Raw genomic sequence first — 22163 nt, 5'->3', positions numbered from 1 at the left:
GATCACCCGATGAAGATGAAAGGGTGCTGTTATGGCAATTTTTGATTTTGCAGGTTGTTCCCCGTCAAGTTTGCCGAGTTTTCAGTATTTCTCCCCCCTTATAGTTGATTTTTTTATATTTTTAACCCAACGTAAGGGGCGGAAATTCGGACAAAAAGCGGAGCATTTGTGCTTAGATGACAAGATTTTTGGAATTGAAAAGCTGGAAGAATAAGCATGGTTTTGGTCTTCTCGCCGCTGTCTTTTTTATGTCTGTGGTCGGCCTTTGGACTGATGCCTCGGTCGCGAGCGAGCGTGAGTCATGTCTGTTGGCCGGAGCGAAGTCCAACGTGCAATCGCCGCTCTCCTATCGCAGCAGAGGAGATCGTTGCGAAGGCATGTATGTGAGGCCGGTTAGCGGCGGAACGGTTCGTGTGGTGGGCTTTCACGCCGGAAAATTTTCGCAGCGCTCGCTCGCCGATCTGGATCATCTGAATATTGGCACCCACGGTTCGCAAAATGCGTCAGACGTCGCGATCATTCTGAATTTCACACGTTTCAATACCTACTATGCTATGGACACGCAGCTCCCTGGTTCTTCGCGTCTGTATAGCTGGCCTACGACGCTCATCGCGCGTGCGATCAACAAGCCAACCGCGAGTGAGCTCGGTATATTGGCCTGTACTGAGAATTGCCAGTCAGACGCGCGCGCCCTGATTCCGGTTGCCTTGTCGAGCAAGCCGGAAGAATTTTCCGACTATATTATTTTGTTGAAACCGGACTCAACCCTGTCGAGGATCCAATACCGGTTGTCGCGGGATGGAGGAGGAGAGCCCAAGGTTGTCACGATGGCCCGCCGTTTTTCCGGCGGTGTCACGTACCCCATTCCCCTTCCAGACCTGGAGGAAGGGAAATGGACGATCCGGATCACAGGGGTCTCTCTTGACGGCACCGTCGGGATGTCGACCGAACGACTGTTGATATCCGTTGCAAGTAAGCAGCGTTAGACCATTGGACCGCATTGCCCGGATCGTCAAAGTGTGGCCAATTGTCGCGCTTTTTGGGCTTGCGGCAATATTGATGATGTTAAGTTTGATCAGGCCCCATGACACCAGATTCGCGCTTTCGGCCGAAGCCGAAAGTGTCGTCCTGACGTTTGATCGGCCAAGCCCGACCGGCGCTTTTCTGGTCGATTCCATAGATATCGACGGCTCCGTGCGCGTAGAATGTGACGCGGTCGATGATTCGGCGGAAAGCTCGAATTCGTTCCACATTGCAGGGCAGGACATAACCGTGTCCGCCGTGGATTTTGCCGAGCAACGTGAGATTATTCTCCGGAAGGAAGGCGCGCTCATAACGCTGGTTTTGCCCGCCAGTTCCGGGGAAGCCCGCTCTCATACAATCAAGCTGGTTTTGCCCGCTGCTGTTGAACAACCCTATTGTCCGCCGCAGGCTGGGGAAGATTTTATATCGCTGGCGATCGATATTCAGCCTGCATCGTTCGCCACAGTTTATCTGGACGGCTTGTCGGACGACGCCGATCTGCTTCCCTTTGCCTCACCGCAAAGTCTGGCTTTTGTCGAACAGCTTCAGGTTGACGATTCTAGAATTGAAACGGTTGGCACGATCCGGGAGGGTGAGCTCTGGCTGGAGGATTTCGGAGCTTTGGAGAACAAGCTTGGCCTTTCAGACAAGCTGGTTTTGGAAGGCGTCACCGAAGCTTTGATGGTTCAGCAGCAACTAACCGATCGGGGAATCCGCTTTACAGCCGAAGGTCGCGCCTCTGACATTTTTTTGGACCGGGTGGGCGGAATAGAAAATCTGCGGCCGACGATGCTGGACAAGGCCGCTAATTCGACGCTGGTCAGGATCGTTGGCGCAATTCTTACGCTTTTGGGCGGATTGCAGCTTGGGTTCTTTTTACGGGAAAAGGAAGATGTGACGTGATGGAAAGATTGATTCTACTGGTTTTCTTGTCGTTGTTTGCCAGCGGATCGGTCGCAAACGCACAGGACACGGCTGAACAGAACAACCCGCGCCCCTTGGTTGTCATGTTGTACCAGGAAGGGCCTGATGGAGCTGCATTTGGTGCCGGGATCGTGATCGCGCAGGATGCGCAGCGCACGATCATCGCGACAGCGGCCCACAATCTCTATGCCAATGGCGATTTTTTCTCCGAACTGGGCCCTCAGCCGGTTGATCTTGAGTTCTTCTCGAGACGGGGGGAGCGCTTTCGCGCCACTCCGCTCAGCAAGGTTGCCAACATTGAACTCGATCTGGCGCTGATTGCGGTTGAAAACGAACCGCGTGTGCCGCGCTTCGATGAAAGCGCGTTCGCCATCCTCGCGGAACCCAGCAACGGCTCGGGTGTCGCATCGCTTATGGGGCAGCCGCAAGGCATGAACTGGGAGATATTTACCGGCGCGCGCATATTGCAGCCTGACATCAATTATATGCGGATACAGACGCCGTCAGCAGCCGTTGTGCCAGGCATGTCCGGCGGCGCACTGCTCGATGATAGCAACGCAATAGCGGGGATGATTGTCGATACAGAGGGGGCCGTCGGTCGCGCAATCCCGATCCAGAACATCATTGCCTTTGCTCGGAGTTACGGCCTTGAAAGCGATCTGATTCCGGCATCTCAGCGCCCTGACCGCCGTATTTTGCAGGAGACGTCTGCACCGGATGTTACCAGTATCTCCGTGAGTTCAGGCCTCAAATTGCGGCTATCGGTGGAAGCCGCCAGCCGTTCACAAATTAATGCACGCACGCAGCAAGTCACCGAAAGGAAGTTGCCCGGCGAGTTGTTCGTGTACCTGACCGATGCACAGGGTGAGGTCTTTGACCTTGGCCAGAATTTATCGGCCGGACGCCATGAAGTGCAGCTGCGGGCGCCGGTGATGTTTGTCGATCACTGCGGTATAACGGCCGTGCCAGACAATTCGGGTCGGTTTGTCTATAGTCGCGGACGGTACGCGGCCGACAGCGACTATATCGGCGACATACCGGAGCCTGTCACCAATCAGCTAACCACAAACCCGGATATCTGCCGGCGGTCTGCACGGTCTTTGGCCAAGATGACACGGCCATTTGGTCCGATCAGCACGACCTATCTGCCGCTGCGAATGTTCCATGTCTACACGGTCATCCCGAAGACGTTGGCGGCTACCCTTGTCGGGCTGTCGCCATGGGGCGGGGAGCAAGCGGAGGAGACCGGGGTCGATAGCGGCAAAGTCTCTTTTTTCAAATCGGATGGCCGCAGGTGGTCGCTGTTGCTCGACCTCACGGACGACGTCTATCTGGAGGGCATGTTCTCAAAACAGAATCTGCAGGCTCCGACAAAAGGGTTCCTGGACGGCTCGATTGCGGCTTGCGCAGTGCGCTCCCGCGGCGGTGAGACCTTTGCCGGACTGACGCTGTTTCAGGGGCACAAGATTCCCAACCGGCCGCTCAGAAAATCCACTATTTCGTCGGCGACCACCTCGTCGGAACGGATGGATCCCACGCGTTTCTTTCATGTTCCGGGCAAGAAACCCTGTCAGGAAGCCCTGGCGTATCTGACCGGGCGTTGATCACAGGAGGCTGCTCAGGCGTTACCGTTGCCACCGGGAAGGCGGGCCAACTCAGCCCATTGAATCAGCGCCGGATGCCGCCAAGGCTGCCTTGCTGGCGCGTTTTAGCCGCGGAGATATATCCAGGCAGCCCACAACCATCCCGCAATCAGCATGGTCCCGCCAATGGGCGTTACAGCGCCCAGCCATCGCGGCGCGCCGAACGCCATCGCGTATAGGGTCAGGGCGAACAGGGCGGAGCCGCCCAGAAGCAATAGTGCCGGCCCTCTGGCCACGCCCATGATGGCCAGGGCCGCGATGGCATGCGTCAACTGATAAAGGCCGCCCGTCCGCAACCATTCTGCTTCCTGTTGCCCCGCCGCAGCATGCGCTCCAAAAGCGCCTGCAGCGACAGCCAGCGCTGCTGAAACAGCGGCAATAAATCCGATCATCATATCTGGTCCTTTCGATTCTCGAACACAGGAACCATAAGTTGGTCCAGACGTCACGGGTTAGTTTTGGATTTTCGTGACAGTCGCAGCAATTGCCCAGTGCCGATGACAATGCACGTCTTGGGTAATGGAGTGCACTGTCACCGTAATTCAATTGAAGCAGAAAATCTCATGGGAACACTGTTGTTTCCGAACTGGATTCACTGCCGTCAGGTTTGACTTTATGCCATTTTGAACTCAGCTCTGCGCAACTTCAACATTTGCTTGTCAGTCGGCCTTTTTGCGGTCGAAAGTTGGTACTTTCAGCGACTGGAAGGTTAGGGTCGTTGACATCAACTGCCACCCCGCGCGTTGTGCTCTTTACCTGATCGGCCGCAGTTTGTGGCCCACGAATGTCTGGGTCGAAGCATAGAAAATGGCTTGCCGCCAGCAAAGGCATCGGACGGGAGAAAAAATAACCCTGGACTTTATCGACTCCCAATTTGCGAAGCTCGTTGAGCTCATCTTCGCATTCCACACCTTCGGCCACCAAAATGATGTCCAGACTTTTTGCAAAGGTCACGAGAGCCTGTACCAATGCAATCCGCTTGGGGTCCTCGTGCAGATTATGGATCAGTGATGCATCAAGCTTGATAATGTCGGGTTCCAGAATAAGAATGTGCCGCAAACTTGAGAATCCGGCACCTACATCATCAATCGCGAATCTGACTCTGTCGCGCAACGGCTGAAGATGTTTCTGAAGTTCGGTATAATTCTCGACCGCCTCATGTTCTGTTAGTTCGATGACCAATCGTTCCTGCGGGACACCTCTCAGAATTTCGTCCAATTTTCCTGAAATTATGGTCTCCGCCGAAGCATTTAACGTCAGATAGATGTGATTTGGAAAATAGCGAAGGCCGGCAACAGCATTTCGGATCAGCGCCAATTCCAATTCCACGCCAAGGCCGACTTCGCTGGCCTCCTCAAACCAATCGGCCGGTGATCGTACCTCGGAATCAGCGAATCTTGTTAAAGCCTCAAGGCCGACTGGGCTTCCATCGAACGCTTTGTGAATTGTCTGATAAACCGTCATGAATTGCCGAGAATCAATCATCTTGCTAATATCGGTGGTTATCGTATTCCGACGTTTCTGCTCTTCGCTTCTGCGTTCCAGAATGCCGGCGATAATCGGCCCGAAAACTTTCATTAAGCTGAGATCGCGATCATGAAGCGTGATATCTGGTCGATGGGATAAACAGCAGAATGTCCCAAACAGCCTTCCGTCACTGAACCGAAGCGGCACACCCAGATACGCTCCGATGGACAAAGCGGATGTCACGGCGAGACTGTCTGCTTTCGGGATCAACGATGTATCCATGATGATCTCGGGCAATTGTCCCTCTGTTATCAAATGACAATAGCTTTCTTCAATTGGATCGCTGTCACCCGCTTTGATAGGAGCTTCGCCGGAAGCAGAGTTGACGCTAAGAAATACCCTGCGACCGTCTTTGAATTCAGAAACGAACGCTATGTCCATTTTCAGATGCTCACGCAAAGCAACCAAAATTTCCTGAATGCTCTCAGCCGCCGCGCTTTCATTGGCTATCTCGCTTCTGCTAAGAAGTTTGGCCAGAGCGTTATTTTTCATATCAGCCATTGTTGCGGCATTATAGGCCATGGACTAAAAATTAATTAAAAACTTCTTTTCCTCAATTACAAAATATTCGCGGCCGGCGCGAAGAATCGTAACAAGCCAGATCCCATCTCTGATTGTTGTCTGAGCCTTCCGGATAGAAGCCCCCTTCCCGTCTTCGGTAGTCCCGATAAATATGTTCGAACTGCATAGTCAGCGACCGGTGCAGAACATGTACGGCATTGCCGTCTTTCTTCTTGCATTTAGGACGGCATTGCCGTACATATCCTGCATGGATAAAGCGCCGGTCCATACTGTCGTCGCAACGCTTGCTTTCCAGAAGAGGGTCAAGGCGCTCGATGTTAACGAGGCCGAGCTCAATGCGATTTACGATCTGTATCAGTCGCAGCCGGGCTTCGGCAAGATCGAGCCGCGCATCGGCGGCTTGCGCAAGGGGCGCGTCGCCAAAGCGGCGACGGGCAAGAGCGGTGGGTACCGGGTGTTCAGCTTTTTCGCTGACGAGGCCAATCCGGTCTTCCAGCTGTGGATGATCGACAAGACCGACGACGACAGTCTGACCGGCGAACAGAAAAATGCTTTCAAGGCAGCCCTTGCAAAGCTCAAGAAGGAACTGAAAAAATGAAGGACGACGATTTCAGCGGCATCATGGAAGGCATTGAAGATGCGACCGCCTTTGTTCAGGGAGAGCAGGCGCGTGCGCGCGTGGTGGCGGGGCCGGATATCAAGGCGCTCAGAAAGCGCATCAAGATGACCCAGGCCAAATTTGCAAAAACCTATCACTTGCCGCTCGGGACAGTGAAGGACTGGGAGCAGGGAAGGCGTCAGCCCGATGCCCCTGCGCGCGCCTTGCTTACCGTGATCGAAGACGATCCCGAGGCGGTGCAAAAGGCGCTGGGAACCGGTTAGTCACCCCTCAATAAGGCGGACAATCCAACCCGGTCGGGCTCTTCGTAAAGATCTCGCACCCGTCCTCCGTAATCCCGATACTATGCTCGAACTGCGCCGTTAGCGAGCGGTCGCGGGTCACCGCGGTCCAGCCGTCGTCGAGCATCTTGCAGGCATATTTGCCGATATTGATCATCGGCTCGATGGTGAAGAACATGCCGGGGCGCAGCTCGGGGCCGGTGCCGCTTCCTGTTGCCCCGCCGCAGCATGCGCTCCAAAAGCGCCCGCAGCAACCGCCACTGCCGCTGAAACAGCGGCAATAAATCCGATCATCATATCTGGTCCTTTCGATTCCCGAGCATAGGAACCATAAGTTGGTCCAGACGTCACGGGTTAGTTTTGGATTTCCGGGATAGTCGGAGCGATCCCGCCCATGCCTCTTTACGACCCCGATCTGCACCAATAATATGATGACCGACCGCAAGGAGATTCCCCGATGGCCACCGTCCGCAAAACCATTAGCCTGAGCGAGAACCAGGACGCCTGGATCAAATCCCGGATTGCGCGAGGCGAATTTACCAATGACAGCGAATATATTTGCGATCTGGTCAAGCGCGACCAGTCGCAACAGGACCGGCTGGCGAAATTGAGGGAGGCGATAGCCGAAGGGCTGGACAGCGGCCCCAGCGACCAGTCGCTGGACGCCATCTGGACCGCCGCCGAAGACCGCGCCACCCATGGCTGAACTGCGCTTGAGCCGGCGCGCCGGAAATAATCTGGCCGAAATAGCTGAATAAACCGTCGCCGAATTGGGCATCGAGCAGGCCCGCCGCTACCGCGACCAGTTGCAGCCCTGATTCCAGTCCCTGCTCACCAATCCACAGCTCGGCCAAAGCGCGGAGGATGTCGCGCCGAGCTTGCGTCGTATCCGCCAGCACGGCCAAGTTTTTTTTCAAGCACTAGTCGCTTTTAGGCGTTTCAGGCGCGTTGATGATGGCGGGCCTGAAGAGTGCTTCCGCTTTTTCAATCGCCGCTTCTATCTCCGCTGCGATGGGATCGCCTTCAGCAAGCCCTTCCCAAATCCGCTCTTCCATTCTTTGCCGGTTGCGGGCGATGTCGCGGTGCTCTCCATGCATGTCTTCTCGCATCAACATAGAGGCGGCGACTCGGACCTTGTGAAGCGCCTGCCAAATTTCAATAAATGGCGCGGCCGCTTCCTCACCGAAAAGCGCAATGGCGCGATACCGGGCAGCGTAGAAATCGTTGAAGAACTCGGATGACAGATTGGCCCTGCTCAGCACTGGATAGTATGAGTCTCGAGCGTTCCGAACAGCTTCCGTTTCCGAATCCCTCCCTGCTCGATCATTATTTTCCGACGAATAAGACGCCGGACTTCGAATGTTCGTCAGGCGCGCGCGGGCCTCGTAAAATACCGCAAGCTGTCCTTCGGCGAACTCAGATTGGCGATGCCACTTTGCTATCCCAACAGTGTGGCTGAACTTACGCTCCTCTAGTCGGACATCGTGAGCATATTTCTTGTCGGCCAGCTTTTCTTCAAACCTTAGGCGCTCTTTGTGAAAGAGCTTGTTCATCCACAGCGCGATTAGTGTGCCGATCAACGCGACGATTGCAGCTAATAGGACGGGTTGCAAATAGAAAGGAGTGTCGTTCGGTGTGATCGTCTCAGTCTGACGATCAGGCACTTCCACAACCGCCTGAGCTTGGTCACTGCTTGGAAGAACAGCGGGCAAATCGGTAACCGTTGGCTCAGGAGTTGGCGTGCCAGAAGGTGCGGGAAGGATGGCTTCGGAGTTGCTCATTTAGGGCTGCCGCTCTTCCAGCCGACGAAGCAGAACCGATGCGAACGACAGGTGGTCAAGACAGCGATCAATGGGGTCAATAGTAATGTCGTGACCACGTGGGTTTCGGATTGCCGACATGGAGCCCGCAAAGATGAACCTATAGCCCAGCTGCTCGTCAATCTCGCTCTGTGTGGAAAGGGGTGTCAGGCGGATTTTCGGATTCGTGTCGGTGAATGCGGCCATCATTAACTTCTGGCCGCTCTCGTTTATGCCGGACAGCTTCTTCACTCGGTTGTCGAGGTATTTGAATGCTTCAAAAGTTGATTGTGAGTAATGCCCGTTGTTGAAGAGCTTTTGCGACACCTTGCTGATCTCGGGATGGATGTTGCGCTCATCGAATGGGTGATACCGCTCGCTCTCTTCTTCCGCCCTGTAAGACAGATTGCTTGCGGCTCTGGCAATTCGTTCGAAGGCCGCCAAAGGCTTAGACATACAGATTCGCTCGGATGCTCTTAAAGATGTTGTCGTAGGTCTCCTTCGAGCCGTTGGCTGGCAAATTAATCTCGATCCGCACTGTAAGTGCCATGTCCTTGCGACCGTCTGACAAACCGAGGCCGGTCTTATCCTTGGTAGTAACGCTCGCTGCGGGCTTTGTCTTGGCCTGAGGGGGCGCTGCTTTTGCCCTCCTTTCCCGCGCCTTGGCGGGTGTCCTCGGCGCAACCTTTTCCTCCACGTTCTCATGGCCAGCGAGAGATCGGAACACCTGAAATACACTAGCCTGACGCCCGCCAATAACTTCGCTCGTTTTATCGGTCGTCCGAAAGTATGCGGTCAGTTCGCTTTTCGTCATCGTCCAGGCGTCATCTCCACGCAGCTCGAACAGGTCGCTATACGCCTTCTTGACGAGTGCTTCGAAAGCCTCAGGGAACTTGTCGTCCGGGAGTACGAGGATGTCGTGGCCCTCGGTCGTGCGCTTGCCTTCCTCGTCGACGAGTCCGAGGAACTGAAGGGCATTGATGACATAGCTCTCGTTGTTAGAGGCCAGTCCGAACTTCTTGACAGTTTCTGAGGTAACTGTCGCTGGAAAATTTTTGCGCAGGAATGCTATCATCTGCGCGACATTTCCGGGGCCTGAAATGTAAGGATGTGAAGCCATAAATTCTCCTGTGGTCGCGATTATATTTACGCTCTTGGCAGTCAGGATGATTTTAACTTATAATAAATGCAACTTTGAGCGTTTCTTAGTAACCTCGTTCCTAAATTTTGATGGTGACAATCCAAGAGTATATTGGAACTATGGGTGCAGTGTATTCTATTTTAAGAGACTCTACAACGAAGATATGATTGCACTATCAATGCAGTTCAATTTTCAGAAATATAAGTTCGAACGGTTCTAAACATATATTTTGCAGTCTTTTTCCGACTCTTATAAGGAGTGCCGATATTTGCGAGTAGCAGAACCTGCTCCTCTTCACTGCTAAGTGGCCGACCGTAAATATTTTCGACGTGAGCCTGTACACGTCCTGGTTTCAAACTACCCTCCAACTGTAAGTTTCAAAATACCGTCCTACTGTAAGTTTCAAATTTGGGCCACAAAATTACCAATTTCATTCCAGTTTTTGGAACTGGTTTGCAATAAGATGCAGCTAGTAAATATTATTATGGCATTACAAATATTAGGGTGACAGCGTACTTTGTATTGAATTTAACAAAACCAAGAAACAGGTGTATTGTCATACAATTCGCAACGCTCGATAAAGGAGTCAAAGCCATGAAGCACAAAGACTTCACCGGCATCATTTTCGGCATCAGAGACGCAACCGCCTTCGTTCAGGGCAACCGATCCCACGCGCTAGTGGTGCGGCCACCAAAACCAAAACCTAATAAGGCGGACAATCCAACCCAGTCGGGCTCTTCGTAAAGATCTCGCACCCGTCCTCGGTGATCCCGATACTATGCTCGAACTGCGCCGTTAGCGACCGGTCGCGGGTCACGGCGGTCCAGCCGTCATCGAGCATCTTGCAGGCATATTTGCCGATATTGATCATCGGCTCGATGGTGAAGAACATGCCGGGGCGCAGCTCGGGGCCGGTGCCGGGCTTGCCGGCGTGGACCACTTCCGGCGCGTCGTGGAACATCTGGCCGAGGCCGTGGCCGCAGAAGTCGCGGACCACCGAATAGCGGTGGCCTTCGGCGTGGCTCTGGATCGCGTGCGCGACATCGCCCATCCGGTTGCCCGGCTTCGCCTGCTCGATACCCAGCATCAGGCACTCATAGGTCACCTGAACCAGCCGGCTCGCCTTGATCGGGGTCTTGCCGACCAGATACATGCGGCTGGTGTCGCCGTGCCAGCCGTCAAGGATCGGGGTCACGTCGATATTGATGATATCGCCTTCGTTCAGCTTCTTGTCGCCGGGGATGCCGTGGCACACGACATGGTTGATCGAGGTGCAGCAGCTGTGGGTGAAACCGCGATAGCCCAGCGTCGCCGGGACGGCGCCAGCGGCAAAGGTTTGCTGGCGCACGAAATCGTCCAGCTCGCCGGTGGTCACGCCAGGCACGACCAGCGGGACCAGCGCGTCGAGAATCTCGGCGGCCAGCCGGCCGGCCTTGCGCATGCCTTCAAATCCTTCCGGCCCGTGCAGCTTGATCGCGCCGGTGCGGGATTGCGGGGTGGTGTCTTCTACGGTCATATAGTCTGTCATGGGGGCTATATAAGCATCCCGGTGCGATTTGGCGAGACCCCAAAAAATCAGCCGCCTTCGGGCGATATTAACCAACTCTGCGTAAGCATCAGCCGGAAAACAGGGGCAAATTCAGGATCTTGATGAAAAATCGCGCGAAATATCTGTTGATCGGAGGGTCGCTGCTGCTCGGCGGCGGCGAGATTGCACGGCGGCTGGTCATGCTGGCGACTCCGGAAATCCAGCCGGTCGGCCTGATCGCCTTTGGCGGCTTGTTCGTCCTGTGCGCGATCAGCCTGGTCGGGATTGCGCTGTTCCGTAACGGGTGGTTGCGCTGGCCGCTGGCGCTGCTGCTGGCGGCGGCCTCGCTGCTGGTCGACGGCTATCAATGGGCGGTCGGCGATTTCATGAGCTACGAGAGCTTCATCACCATGATTCAGAGCGCTGGCGATATCGGCAGCGCGGTCGAACAACAGGGCGGCAACCTGCTGCTCGCGGCGGGCAAGGCCATGCTGCTGCTGCTCGGCGTGGGGCTGAAGCCGCAGGGCGGTGATGAAGGGCAGGGCGCCCGCGGCATTGCTGTGGGCGCGGCCAGAATAGTGGCGCTACCGATCCTTGCCGGCCTCTCCGTACTGCTGTTCTTCCGCGGCGGCGAGGGGGCAAATGGCCTGCCGTCCGCCGACAGCGGCGCCAGCCTCGCGATGCTCTACGCCTATGACGAGGCGACCACCGATCACGGCCCGCGCCAGCCGGTGAAGATGACGCCGCAGGGTCCCGGGCCCGCGTCCGATATCGTGCTGATCATCGACGAAAGCATCGCTGGTGCCTATCTCGACATCAACAGCGAGGATGGCGTCTATTCCGGTCTCGGTGCCGGTGGGGCAGGCGGGGGGAATGTCCCGATCCACAATTTCGGTCTAGCCACGGCGATCAACCATTGCAGCGTCGGCAGCAATGTCGCGCTCCGCTTCGGCGGCACCCGCGACAATTATCGCACCACCGTGCGAGCGCAGCCGTCGATATGGGCCTATGCCCGGGCGGCGGGCCTCGGCACCGTCTATATCGATGCCCAGCGCACCGATGGCAGCTACCAGAACCGGATGGACGATGAGGAGCGCGCGCTGATCGATGACTGGCACCAGTTTGACGCGGTGCCGGTGGTCGACCGCGATCATGCGGTCGCCGACCGGCTGGCAGCCTATCTCAACGACGGCCAGCCGCAACTGATCCTGGTCAACAAGGTCGGCGGTCATTTTCCGGTCAGCGACAAATTCCCGCTCAGCCAAGCGCGCTATCGCCCGATGCTGGAGCGCGGCCATTATCCCGATGTCAGCGACATGGCCGGCGACGGGCTCGGCGGTGGTGCGGACAACTGGCGGCGCTATCGCAACAGCTATCGCAACACCCTGTTGTGGAATGTCGGCGGCTTTTTCGACCGGCTGTTTGCCGCAGCCCGCATCGGCGATGCAACCATCGTCTACACCGCCGACCATGGCCAGAGCTTCCACGAGCGCGGCGACGGCGGCGCTGCGACGCATTGCACGCCCGATCCGCAGATCGAGGAAGGGGTGGTGCCGCTGGTCATCATCGGCGATCCCGCTGGTGAGGCGCGCTGGGCGCAGGCGGCGCAGGCGGGCCGGGACCGGCTGTCGCACTACCGGATTTTTCCGACGCTGCTCGGCCTGATGGGCTATCCGCCGCAGCAGGTCGAGCCGCTCTACGGCCCGGACCTGTTCTCCGCCCAGGCCGACCCGTTCACCTTCAATGTCCGCTTCAACGCGCGGCTGGGCAGCGAGCCGGTGTGGCTGCACGTGCCGCTGCAGGGCATCGCCCGGCCGCCGCGCTCCGACTATCGGCAGCCGGTCGCTGCCGCCGCCGCGCTTCGCCCGAAATAACATATTCCCAAATCGCGCGGCTTCGCTCTATAGACGCGGCATGAATGATCAAAAAATCTGGACCGCCGCGCTGATTGTGATCGGTGATGAAATCCTCTCCGGGCGCACCCAGGACAAGAATATCGCGCAGGTCGCCAGCTGGCTCAATGTGCAGGGCATCCGCCTCGCGGAGGTGCGGGTGGTCGCCGACGACAAGGACCATATCGCCGAAGCGGTGAATATCCTGCGCGCCCGCAACGACTATCTGTTCACCACCGGCGGCATTGGCCCGACCCATGACGACATCACCGTCGACGCGGTTGCGAGGGCGCTCGGCGTCGATGTGGTGATCCACCCCGCGGCGCGCGCGATACTGGAGCACTATTACGAAAGCCGCGGCGGTCTCAACGAAGGCCGCCTGCGCATGGCCCGCGTGCCCGCCGGTGCAGAACTGATCGAGAACCGCATGTCCGGCGCCCCCGGCATCCGCATCGGCAACTGCTATCTGATGGCCGGTGTGCCCCATATCACCGCCGGCATGCTCGACGCGCTCACCGGCACGCTCGAGGGCGGCGCACCGCTGCTGTCCGCCACGCTCGGTGCCTGGGCCCCGGAAAGCGAGATCGCCGACATTCTCGGCGACACCGAAAGGGCGCACGAGAGCTGCGTCATCGGGAGCTATCCCTTCTTCCGCAACGGCACCGTTGGCGCCAATTTCGTCGTCCGCTCGACCGAAGCCCACGATCTGGAAACCTGCCGCGCCGAATTGAAAGCCGCCCTGGAAGCGGCCGGCTACGAAGTCACCGACGGCGGAATCTGACCGATACGCGGCTGAGGACGCGTTTCTCTGGCGCCAAACAACCCCGTGCTCCGCACTAGATGCGGAGCCCTGGGCGACTAACCGCCAACGCCGCGGCCCGGTCCGCCTCCGCGTCAAGCCCGGAGCACACCCCAACAACCGCTCGACAAGCCCGCGCTTCTCCGCCACAGGCTGTCGATGAGCAATTCCCCCGACCACCCCGCCGCCGCACCGCCCGCCAGCCCGGAAATGCCCGCGCTCGCTCCGGAGCCAGAGCGCACACAGCCGCCCGAGATCAAGACCTGGCGCTCGATCGCCAAGGCGGTCTCCTGGCGCGCCGTCGGCTCGCTCGACACGCTGCTGCTCTCCTATCTGATGATCACCTATATCGGCCCGTTCTTCGGCCTCGAACAGTCGCAGGGGGAGGCGGTCAAGGCGGCCAGCTATATCGCCATCACCGAGATCGTCACCAAGATCCTGTTCTACTATTTCCACGAGCGCTTCTGGGCCTGGGTCCAGTGGGGCACCTCGGTCGTCGACGGCAAGCGCCAGGAGAGCCTGCGCCGCACCACTACCAAGACCTTCACCTTCCGCACCATCGCCACGCTCGACACGATCCTGCTCGCCTGGTTCTTCACCGGCAGCGTCCAGACCGCCCTCTCGATCGGCGGCCTCGAGATTTTCACCAAACTGGCGCTCTACTTCCTCCACGAGCGCGTCTGGGCAAAAGTGCCCTTCGGTGTGGTGCATTAGAGAGCGAGCATTGGAGAGGGTGCTCCGCGCTCGACGCGGAGCCCCGCGCGGCAAGAAACCATCAGTGAGCGACGCCAGAGCTCCGCGTCAAGCGCGAAGCACAGGGAGCCAACCCATTCACTCGTCATCCTGAACTCGTTTCAGGACCCCGTGAGATTGAGCGCTGCCGATAGAGATCCTGAAACCAGTTCAGGATGACGAAATGACCCACCACCCCGTTCGTGTCGAGCGAAGTCGAGACACGCGGCCAAACGCCCAAAAACTCTCTCGACTGCGCTCGAGACGAACGGCGTCCAGCGCACAGCACCGATCACCGCTCCCCATCACCCCCGCCATATTTCGCCTCCAGCGCCGCCGCCCGCGCTTCCCGGGCCCTCAGCTGCGCCTGCTCCTGCCGCCGCTCGGCCACCAGCTTGTCGTGCATCGCGCCCAGCTTTGCCTCCAGCGACCGCCGCACCGCCTCCTGCTGCTCGCGCTCGCTGACCTTGCTGCCCTCGTCGTCAAAGCGCACGCCGTCCTGCCATTCCTCCCAGGTAATCACCTTGTCCGCCGTGCGCGACCCGATCCGCCCGCCGAGATCGCCGCGCTTGATCAGCAGCGCCATGATCGAATCCGACGGCACCAGCCGCCGCTCGACCTCTTCGCCATTGCGGTAGATGATCGTCTCCTTGCCGACCACCGCATGCTGATGCGCCACCGCGACCAGCCCGCGCTGCCCGTTTTCCAGCGCCTCGTCCCACAAGGCCGCCATCTCCGGATCGCGCTGCCGCAGCCGGTACGCCGACGTCCCCGACACCCCCGCCACCCGGCAGGCGTCCATCACACAGCCGCTCTCGCGCAGCACCGCCAGAAATATCCTCCGCCGCTCCTCGGTCCAGCCATCATGCCGCGGCTTGCGGGCTTTCTTCACGGGTGTTTTCGTCATCTTCTTCATCTTCGTCATCCTGAACTCGTTTCAGGACCCCGGGCCACAAGCGCGAACCGTGCGGGGTCCTGAGCCGAAGGCCACCGGTAGGTAAACAAGTTCAGGATGACGAGGGACCGCGCGCATCGCGCCCCTTCGTTTTCTTCTTTGCCATGCCAAACCCATATCAGAACCCCCAATCTGTAGGAAAGGGTGTTGGATCGGGAAAATTGTTCGCCGCCGAAGGGCGGCGCCCAGAACAGTCCTGTCCGATCGTCTGGACCCCGCCCTACGGCAGGGCACACCAGTAAGGGCAGGGAGCATCTCACCCACCGTTCGTGTCGAGCGAAGTCGAGACACAAGCCAAACCGAAACCCCCACCATCCCATCCGCAGCTCCTTGCCATCCCCGCGAAGCGCGAAGCGAGGCAGGGGACCCGCCGAGCGATCCAGCGAACAAAAAACGCCAGCACCGCTGCCGTCATTTGTCGGGTCGGGCAATTGGTGCCATAACCCCCCAATGTGCAACCACTATCGCAATATCCCCGGCGCGCTCCACACGATCGAGAGCTGGGCGGATTATGTCAGCCATTTCCGGCTCGATGACGCGGCAGAGGATGTCTGGCCCGGGCGACAGGGCGCGATCGTGCGCGTGGTGGATGGCGCAAAGGTCGCCGAGACCATGCACTGGGGCTTCCCCTGGGTCGGCAAGGGCAAGCGCCCCGGCACCACGAAAAAGATGAACACCACCAATGTCCGCAACCTGCAAAGCCCGCTCTACCGCAATATCATCAACAAGGCCGAGCATCGCTGCCTGGTCCCCTTTCACCAGTTTGCCGAGCCCAAGCCGGGCGCCGGCCGGGAGGAAGTCTGGTTTACCGTCAACGACCAGCCGGTGTCCTGCTTCGCCGGTATCTGGCGCCAGCAGGAGGAGGGCGCGTGCTACGCCTTTCTGACCTGTGAACCCAATCCGGTGGTGAAACCGGTCCACCCCAAGGCAATGCCGGTGATCCTGCAGCCGGAGGATTACGACCGCTGGCTATCCGGCGATGATGCCGCAGCGCTGCAAGCGCCGTTTCCCTCGCAGCTGATGGCGGTGGTGGACTAGGCGGGGCCGGGGCCAACACACATCGTCATCCTGAACTCGTTTCAGGACCCCTCGAGATCACGCACCGAGGCCCGAGATCCTGAAACAAGTTCAGGATGACGAACTTACCCAACCCCGTTCGTGTCGAGCGAAGTCGAGACACCCGGCCACCGCGCATCACCCTGTAGCACAAGTCGTCATCCTGAACTCGTTTCAGGACCCCTCGAGATCACGCACCGCCGCCCGAGATCCTGAAACAAGTTCAGGATGACGAATAACAACCGTTCGTGTCGAGCAAAGTCGAGACACCCTGCCAGCGAACTGCCGTCAGCCCTGAGCTTGTCGAAGGGCGCTTTGCGACGAGAGGTGCACTTCGACAGGCTCACCACTAACGGCCACCACCCCATCCGCAGGCCCTTGCCATCCCCGCGAAGGGCGAAGCGAGGCCGGGGACTCACCGAGCGATCCAGCGAACAAAAAACGCCAGCACCGCTGATGTCATTTGTCGGGTTGGGTAATTGGTGCGCTGTCACCGTAATTCTAGTAAATTGTCACCATAATTCAATTTTTGCAATTCCTCTTCTTAGTTCTTACTGTGCCGATGCAAGTGGATGAGGGGATATAAGGCATGGGCAAGATCATTGGACGATATTGCAAGACCGTCGGAATGATTCTCCGCCTGCTGTCGGCAGTTGCCGCCATGGCTTGTATCTGCCCGGCGATGGCGCAGGAAAAAGACCTTTATGCCGTCTATTCCGCAGCAGGCCTGAAGCAGATGCAGGCTTTGAATGCCCAGGCTTGGAAGCGGGCGCAATCTTACAACAGCTGCCAGAGCCGCAAGACCTGTAGCAAGGAAACTATTTCCTCCGACTTTACCAAGCAGGGCTATAAGGAACTCAATGCCATCATTTTCTTCTGTTCTAAATGGCTAGAAAATTCGTTCAAGGATACGGAAAGCGATCTTCAGCGTTGGAAATCGGGTCCAGCCGAGGCCTGTAATGTGGATTCCCATATTTTCGAATATAAGTCAGCCTTGCCATTCGGGAATCACGCGCGGCGAGAAATCAACAATTTTGACAACCTATTCAATAACGACTGGAAAAATGTGGTGATCCGTCATTTCCAGAAATCATTCTCTGCCGTTTTCTTGCGCGAACAGCCGAGCATAGACCACGCGCGATACCCAAAAGCATGGCAGCAATTTTCACTTTATACACAGTCATATCTTGGCTGGCCCTATCGGGGGGGTAACGTTCCCGTTCCGGCAATTCAGGCCCGTCTAGACAATCTAGAATCAGGGGACGATGCCCGTACCAACGCCAGTCCGGTCGTCGCCGCCCAACGGGCAAAGCAAGAGAGTGGGCGCAACATCTCCGGGCTTGAGGCTTTCGGCAAACTTGTCGGTATCTATGGGGAGAAGGTGAAGGCAACCGGCATCATTCCGGATTTATCCGGCAAAGATGATTTTCTGGTGCCTGGGAAAGCAACATTTTACGGTTTTATATTTGGGCAAACACCGGCAGACACGGGTGTGCCGACCTACCGCGACATGATCTATCATGATAAGTCGCAATTCACCGTTGCCTATCCAAAGGGCGTAGCAAAATCCAGCGTGACGACGACCCGTGATGGCAAGGTAAAGCTGCATTGCTGGGAATATTTCCCGAAATATCGCGCGAACCCGAGGCGGGAATCCTGCCTTTACGTGGCAGGCGGAGTAATCGTCGGGGGGCTGTTCCCGTCTAACGAGTTTGACGCTGGCCTGCTTAGATATATCGGCAAACAAGGCTTCCGACAGATTCAAAGCTCCGGATCGAAAGAGCTGGGTTATCCGATGCTGTTCAACAGATACGCGATGTCTGACATGACGGTCCATTATAAACGCTACAATGTCCGCTATGACCGAAAGGCAAACTATTATGAATCCGACTTTTGTTTTTTCCCGACCCGGCTGAAAGCTTCCTTGGGAGGAAAATATACCTGTACCGTCATCCCAAGGCGATAATCACAATATCCAAGCCCGCAGCCATAAGGCCAAGCGCCCAGAACGGTCCCGTCCCATCTTTAATTGGTGCATTTAGTAAACTGTCACCGTAATCCATGACCGTTCCCAGTGAGTGGGGGTGGAAAAAATCCGAATAATTTTAGTAGACTTTCAAGTATTGATATAGTTGGGTGATTCTATGTCAAACAACAGTGACTCTTACCTGCAAATAGCTGAGAAAGTTTTAGATTCTTGTCGTGTTCCGATGTCTACCCAAGAGATAATGCGTGAAGCATATCTTCGTTATCTCGTGCCTACTCATCTTCATGGAAAAACCCAGCACAAAACTCTAGGTGCAAGGCTTAGTGAAGATATTCTTCAATTCCGGGACAAAAGTAGATTTTATAGAAATCGACCGGGCAGGTTTTTCCTTCGTAAGTTTATGACTGATCGGAGCATCCCTCAAGAATTTCGAAAGCCGATTGTTGCTCGCCGAAGAAAGCTGGAATTAAAAAATAGAAATATAGTCCATTTTCAGAGGGAACTGATTTGGTCCATTGCAGGTAAAAACCGAAGTGGTTTCATTTCCCCAGCCCAACTAAAAAGAATTATAAAGCGCGGAGATTTCGTCTATCGCGATCTCACTGCCGAACCCGATAACTCTCTGATCCCGTTTTATTCATTTACATATTTTCAACGGAAAAATGGTTTCTTGGGTTTCGATAGAGGATCTTTTCGCGAACAGCGGAGTGATTTTATACATAAGAGATCGCTGGGTTTTACAGTGCCGGTCGAACATGACGATATGACTCTTTTCGAGTTTGACAATCACGGAGTGATCAATGCCGGACTAACAGCGGCAGCGATTGACTTAGATTTAGAATTTTCCAGAGATTTGCCATATTTTGAAAATAACTCGAAATTTTCGGGATGCCTTTTCTACGAACGCCCAAATCATCATGCCTTGTTGGGCATTGTAAAAATTACAAGTCCAGAGTTCTTTTATCCGGAGACAAAACGCCTCGCAATTAATGAACTGGGTTGGGTGGATTCGTGTAACATACCTAAGCACAATTTTGATCCTTGGACGGAACAATTTTTGAATTGGCTCCAAGAGAAGAAGAGACGGTGAGCAGCCAGAAACCCCTCTTTTTCTCTTCGGAAGAAGAAGCGTACCTTGTCGCTCAACTGAACAACTCGGATGATCGCATTGCTGTTAAAGCACTTCAATGGCTCTGCAAAAAATTAACTGATGGTTTCGTGTTCGTGGAAATGACTGCAGTCAAGTCTACGGTTCGGCTTTGCCTTTATCGGCCGTCTGCAACCTGTAGGCGATGGGCTGTGAACGCCTTGACCGATTTAGGCGCCAAAGACTGTGTTGATGTGGTGTTGGGAATGGTGAAAGATGCTGATGAGGATCCAGACCTTTTAGCCTCAATTGTGGCATACGTATTTGCATCAAATACTGACAAAGTGGCAAATGAAAAGATTAACAGCAGCGGTCTCGAAATTGATGGTACTTTGCTGATTGCCGCTTCTCAATTTAGTCAAAAGCAAAAGAAGCGCCTTGTTGAAACCAGAATTCCCTTAGAAAACGGTTCAGCGGCCGAATTCAGAGCGGCTGTTGTATTGACCGGACTTGGAAAAGCGCCAGAGCATCTTTTTCATGAAAGGCACACTAATTTTACCGCTTTAAGTCAATTGAATCTCCACGATGCGCCCTCTGTTAGCAAATATTCGATTTGGGCTCAGGCACGCCTCAAGCTGGGTTTCTCGTCGTTACAGGTTCCAACTTCAATGTATGAATCTAGTGAACCTCAGGTTAGGAAATGGATGGCTCGGTTATTAGTCACAGACGAGTACAATCTTCGACGCGAACTCGATTTTTTCGATACTTGTGTGGGCGACGATGATGAAAATGTTAGGTTAGAAATTGCATTGGAATTGAGGGATAATTATGTCCCGGAGATTTCAAAGATTGTGCGCCATTGGATGATGAGAGAAACTGATTCCGAAATTCGTGCTGCTTTGCAAGATCATATGGCTTCATATGCATATATGGATGGACACTATGCGGCTTTAGTGGTGGAACTTTATAAGCGAGCTGCAAAAAAATCCCCGGTGAGAATGAGGCTAGAGGCGGCATCCGCCCAAACCGAAATATATAGAGAACTCAAAAAAATTTCATGGGAACAAGAGGGGCTCGACCTCTACTCCAATGACAACGATCAAGAATCTAGGTTAATTGGGAGGCCCACAGTGTCCATCACGAACAATAATTTCAACAATAGCACGATCGGAGCTTTTGCGAATAACGGCAACATTGATGCCGATGTTATCAAAGTCATTCAAGGAATGGACTCCAGTGATACGAGACAAGTGATGGAAAAAGTGCTTGCTCTGCTCGTTCAACTCGATTCAAAAAAGACGACGAAGCAAGGTGAGGCACTTGTCGCCGAGATTGCAAAAAAGCCGGATGACAAACCGGCATGGCGACGCCTATTGGAATTCATCAAAGGTGTGCGGGATGGGATAGATGCCACCTCTGATCTGTACGTTCAAGCTGGCGAAATACTCGGTGAAATTGGCAGTTTACCTGACTTTTCGGGTTTTTCATAGGTTGCGATTAGGATTGGGTGTTCACCCACCCATTGCCTCTCCCACCCCCCTGCGCTAAAGCCCACCCGAACAACCGAATCCCACCTCCGCCATGGCCCCAACCGGCAAGGTACTCCCCGTAGTGTGGGTTTCAAAAAAACATAAACGAAAGGCCACACTCCACCATGACCACCACCGGCAAAGACTCACTCGGCACCCGCTCGACGCTCACCGTCAACGGCACCGATTACGCTTATTATTCGCTCGCCAAGGCGGCGGAGAAGCTCGGCAATATCGACAAGCTGCCCTACACGCTGAAAGTGCTGCTGGAGAATATGCTGCGCTTTGAGGACGGCGGCTTTACCGTCGATGCCAAGGATGCGCAGGCGGTGGTCGACTGGCAGAAGGAAGCGAAGAGCCCGGCGGAGATTCAATATCGCCCGGCCCGCGTGCTGATGCAGGATTTTACCGGCGTGCCCGCGGTGGTCGATCTCGCGGCGATGCGCGACGGCATCAAGGCGCTCGGCGGCAATGCCGAGCAGATTAACCCGCAGGTGCCAGTACATCTGGTCATCGACCATTCGGTGATGGTCGACGAATTCGGCACGCCCAAGGCGTTCGAGCATAATGTCGAGCTGGAATATCAGCGCAATATGGAGCGCTACGAATTTCTGAAATGGGGGTCGAAGGCGTTTGACAATTTTCAGGTCGTGCCTCCCGGAACCGGCATCTGCCACCAGGTCAATCTGGAAAATATCGCCAAGGCGGTCTGGTCCTCGGCGGACGAAAATGGCCAGATGGTCGCCTATCCCGACACTTGCGTCGGCACCGACAGCCATACGACGATGATCAACGGTCTCGGCGTGCTCGGCTGGGGCGTCGGCGGGATCGAGGCGGAAGCCGCGATGCTCGGCCAGCCGGTCTCGATGCTGATCCCGCAGGTGGTTGGCTTCAAGCTGACCGGCACGCTGTCCGAGGGTATCACCGCGACCGATCTGGTGCTGACCTGCGTGCAGATGCTGCGCGAAGTTGGCGTGGTCGGCACCTTTGTCGAATTTTACGGCCCCGGCCTGAAGGAACTGTCGCTCGCCGATCGCGCGACCATCGCCAATATGGCGCCGGAATATGGCGCGACCTGCGGCTATTTCCCGATCGACGAAAAGACGCTGGAATATCTCG

At 55.9% G+C, this 22163-nt stretch carries 22 protein-coding genes and 1 pseudogene; 15 read left to right on the top strand and 8 right to left on the bottom strand.

Annotated features, from left to right (window positions below; genetic code table 11):
• Window positions 1-31: 31 nt before the first annotated feature.
• From ACN0WW_RS12850 to ACN0WW_RS12835, 4 genes are all read left to right on the top strand, one after another.
• Window positions 32-214 (top strand): hypothetical protein, encoded by a 183-nt coding sequence (locus tag ACN0WW_RS12850; RefSeq protein ID WP_417613114.1) that lies wholly within the window; start codon window positions 32-34, stop codon window positions 212-214.
• Window positions 189-986 carry a hypothetical protein gene (locus tag ACN0WW_RS12845; RefSeq protein ID WP_417613112.1) on the top strand — a complete coding sequence of 266 codons (798 nt, stop codon included), beginning with the start codon at window positions 189-191 and terminating at the stop codon, window positions 984-986. The genes ACN0WW_RS12850 and ACN0WW_RS12845 overlap by 26 nt, the downstream gene beginning before the upstream one ends.
• Window positions 987-1059: 73 nt before the next feature.
• The gene (locus tag ACN0WW_RS12840) at window positions 1060-1926 is read left to right on the top strand and encodes a hypothetical protein (RefSeq protein ID WP_417613110.1); all 867 of its coding nucleotides are present in this window, start codon (window positions 1060-1062) and stop codon (window positions 1924-1926) included.
• Window positions 1926-3551, top strand: coding sequence for a S1 family peptidase (locus ACN0WW_RS12835; RefSeq protein WP_417613109.1), 1626 nt, complete (start codon window positions 1926-1928; stop codon window positions 3549-3551). The genes ACN0WW_RS12840 and ACN0WW_RS12835 overlap by 1 nt, the downstream gene beginning before the upstream one ends.
• A gap of 104 nt (window positions 3552-3655) precedes the next feature.
• Here ACN0WW_RS12835 and ACN0WW_RS12830 read toward each other — a convergent pair whose 3' ends face one another.
• A complete protein-coding gene (locus tag ACN0WW_RS12830; RefSeq protein WP_417613412.1) occupies window positions 3656-3982 on the bottom strand; it encodes a DUF423 domain-containing protein in 327 nt (108 codons plus the stop codon).
• Window positions 3983-4235: 253 nt separating this feature from the next.
• Window positions 4236-5618: an EAL domain-containing protein gene (locus tag ACN0WW_RS12825; protein ID WP_417613107.1), complete on the bottom strand. Its 1383-nt coding sequence runs from the start codon at window positions 5616-5618 to the stop codon at window positions 4236-4238.
• Window positions 5619-5826: 208 nt separating this feature from the next.
• Between ACN0WW_RS12825 and ACN0WW_RS12820 the strand changes: the two genes are divergently transcribed.
• Both ACN0WW_RS12820 and ACN0WW_RS12815 read left to right on the top strand, forming a co-directional pair.
• A complete protein-coding gene (locus ACN0WW_RS12820) occupies window positions 5827-6237 on the top strand; it encodes a type II toxin-antitoxin system RelE/ParE family toxin (RefSeq protein WP_417613105.1) in 411 nt (136 codons plus the stop codon).
• Window positions 6234-6521 (top strand): helix-turn-helix domain-containing protein, encoded by a 288-nt coding sequence (locus ACN0WW_RS12815; protein ID WP_417613103.1) that lies wholly within the window; start codon window positions 6234-6236, stop codon window positions 6519-6521. The genes ACN0WW_RS12820 and ACN0WW_RS12815 overlap by 4 nt, the downstream gene beginning before the upstream one ends.
• A gap of 7 nt (window positions 6522-6528) precedes the next feature.
• Here ACN0WW_RS12815 and ACN0WW_RS12810 read toward each other — a convergent pair.
• A pseudogene (locus tag ACN0WW_RS12810) lies at window positions 6529-6744 on the bottom strand (type I methionyl aminopeptidase); the annotation flags it as partial.
• 252 nt (window positions 6745-6996) lie between these two features.
• Here ACN0WW_RS12810 and ACN0WW_RS12805 point away from each other — a divergent pair.
• Window positions 6997-7245, top strand: coding sequence for a type II toxin-antitoxin system ParD family antitoxin (locus ACN0WW_RS12805; RefSeq protein WP_417613101.1), 249 nt, complete (start codon window positions 6997-6999; stop codon window positions 7243-7245).
• A gap of 214 nt (window positions 7246-7459) precedes the next feature.
• Here ACN0WW_RS12805 and ACN0WW_RS12800 read toward each other — a convergent pair whose 3' ends face one another.
• From ACN0WW_RS12800 to map, 4 genes are all read right to left on the bottom strand, one after another.
• Window positions 7460-8320, bottom strand: a complete 861-nt coding sequence (locus ACN0WW_RS12800) for a hypothetical protein (protein ID WP_417613099.1) — start codon at window positions 8318-8320, stop codon at window positions 7460-7462.
• Window positions 8321-8794, bottom strand: coding sequence for a TIGR02391 family protein (locus tag ACN0WW_RS12795; RefSeq protein WP_417613097.1), 474 nt, complete (start codon window positions 8792-8794; stop codon window positions 8321-8323).
• Complete coding sequence (locus ACN0WW_RS12790) at window positions 8787-9458, bottom strand: DUF5343 domain-containing protein (protein WP_417613095.1); 672 nt, start codon at window positions 9456-9458, stop codon at window positions 8787-8789. Before ACN0WW_RS12790 ends, ACN0WW_RS12795 begins: the two co-directional genes overlap by 8 nt.
• A gap of 724 nt (window positions 9459-10182) precedes the next feature.
• A complete protein-coding gene (gene map / locus ACN0WW_RS12785) occupies window positions 10183-11007 on the bottom strand; it encodes a type I methionyl aminopeptidase (protein ID WP_417613093.1) in 825 nt (274 codons plus the stop codon).
• 122 nt (window positions 11008-11129) lie between these two features.
• Here map and ACN0WW_RS12780 point away from each other — a divergent pair, with 122 nt between their 5' ends.
• The 3 genes from ACN0WW_RS12780 (at window position 11130) to ACN0WW_RS12770 (ending at window position 14412) form a co-directional block, all read left to right on the top strand.
• Window positions 11130-12881 (top strand): sulfatase-like hydrolase/transferase, encoded by a 1752-nt coding sequence (locus tag ACN0WW_RS12780; protein WP_417613091.1) that lies wholly within the window; start codon window positions 11130-11132, stop codon window positions 12879-12881.
• Window positions 12882-12921: 40 nt separating this feature from the next.
• Entirely contained in the window at window positions 12922-13680 is a 759-nt protein-coding gene (locus ACN0WW_RS12775) for a competence/damage-inducible protein A (protein WP_417613089.1), read from the top strand.
• A gap of 177 nt (window positions 13681-13857) precedes the next feature.
• Window positions 13858-14412: a DUF2061 domain-containing protein gene (locus tag ACN0WW_RS12770; protein ID WP_417613087.1), complete on the top strand. Its 555-nt coding sequence runs from the start codon at window positions 13858-13860 to the stop codon at window positions 14410-14412.
• Between the two features lie 310 nt (window positions 14413-14722).
• Here ACN0WW_RS12770 and ACN0WW_RS12765 read toward each other — a convergent pair whose 3' ends face one another.
• Window positions 14723-15355, bottom strand: coding sequence for a hypothetical protein (locus ACN0WW_RS12765; protein ID WP_417613085.1), 633 nt, complete (start codon window positions 15353-15355; stop codon window positions 14723-14725).
• A gap of 480 nt (window positions 15356-15835) precedes the next feature.
• On the opposite strand from ACN0WW_RS12765, the gene ACN0WW_RS12760 reads away from it, so the two are divergent.
• The 5 genes from ACN0WW_RS12760 to ACN0WW_RS12740 form a co-directional block, all read left to right on the top strand.
• On the top strand, window positions 15836-16423 hold the full coding sequence (locus tag ACN0WW_RS12760) for an SOS response-associated peptidase (RefSeq protein WP_417613083.1): 588 nt from the start codon (window positions 15836-15838) through the stop codon (window positions 16421-16423).
• Between the two features lie 607 nt (window positions 16424-17030).
• Complete coding sequence (locus tag ACN0WW_RS12755; protein ID WP_417613081.1) at window positions 17031-18407, top strand: hypothetical protein; 1377 nt, start codon at window positions 17031-17033, stop codon at window positions 18405-18407.
• 178 nt (window positions 18408-18585) lie between these two features.
• Complete coding sequence (locus ACN0WW_RS12750) at window positions 18586-19518, top strand: winged helix-turn-helix domain-containing protein (protein ID WP_417613079.1); 933 nt, start codon at window positions 18586-18588, stop codon at window positions 19516-19518.
• A complete protein-coding gene (locus tag ACN0WW_RS12745) occupies window positions 19515-21005 on the top strand; it encodes a hypothetical protein (protein ID WP_417613077.1) in 1491 nt (496 codons plus the stop codon). The genes ACN0WW_RS12750 and ACN0WW_RS12745 overlap by 4 nt, the downstream gene beginning before the upstream one ends.
• Window positions 21006-21169: 164 nt before the next feature.
• On the top strand, window positions 21170-22163 hold a 994-nt coding region (locus tag ACN0WW_RS12740), incomplete at its 3' end, for an aconitase family protein (RefSeq protein WP_417613075.1).

The sequence above is a fragment of the Parasphingorhabdus sp. genome, from assembly GCF_048269865.1.
Taxonomy (GTDB): domain Bacteria; phylum Pseudomonadota; class Alphaproteobacteria; order Sphingomonadales; family Sphingomonadaceae; genus Parasphingorhabdus.
This window is presented reverse-complemented; position numbering and strand designations above follow the sequence as displayed.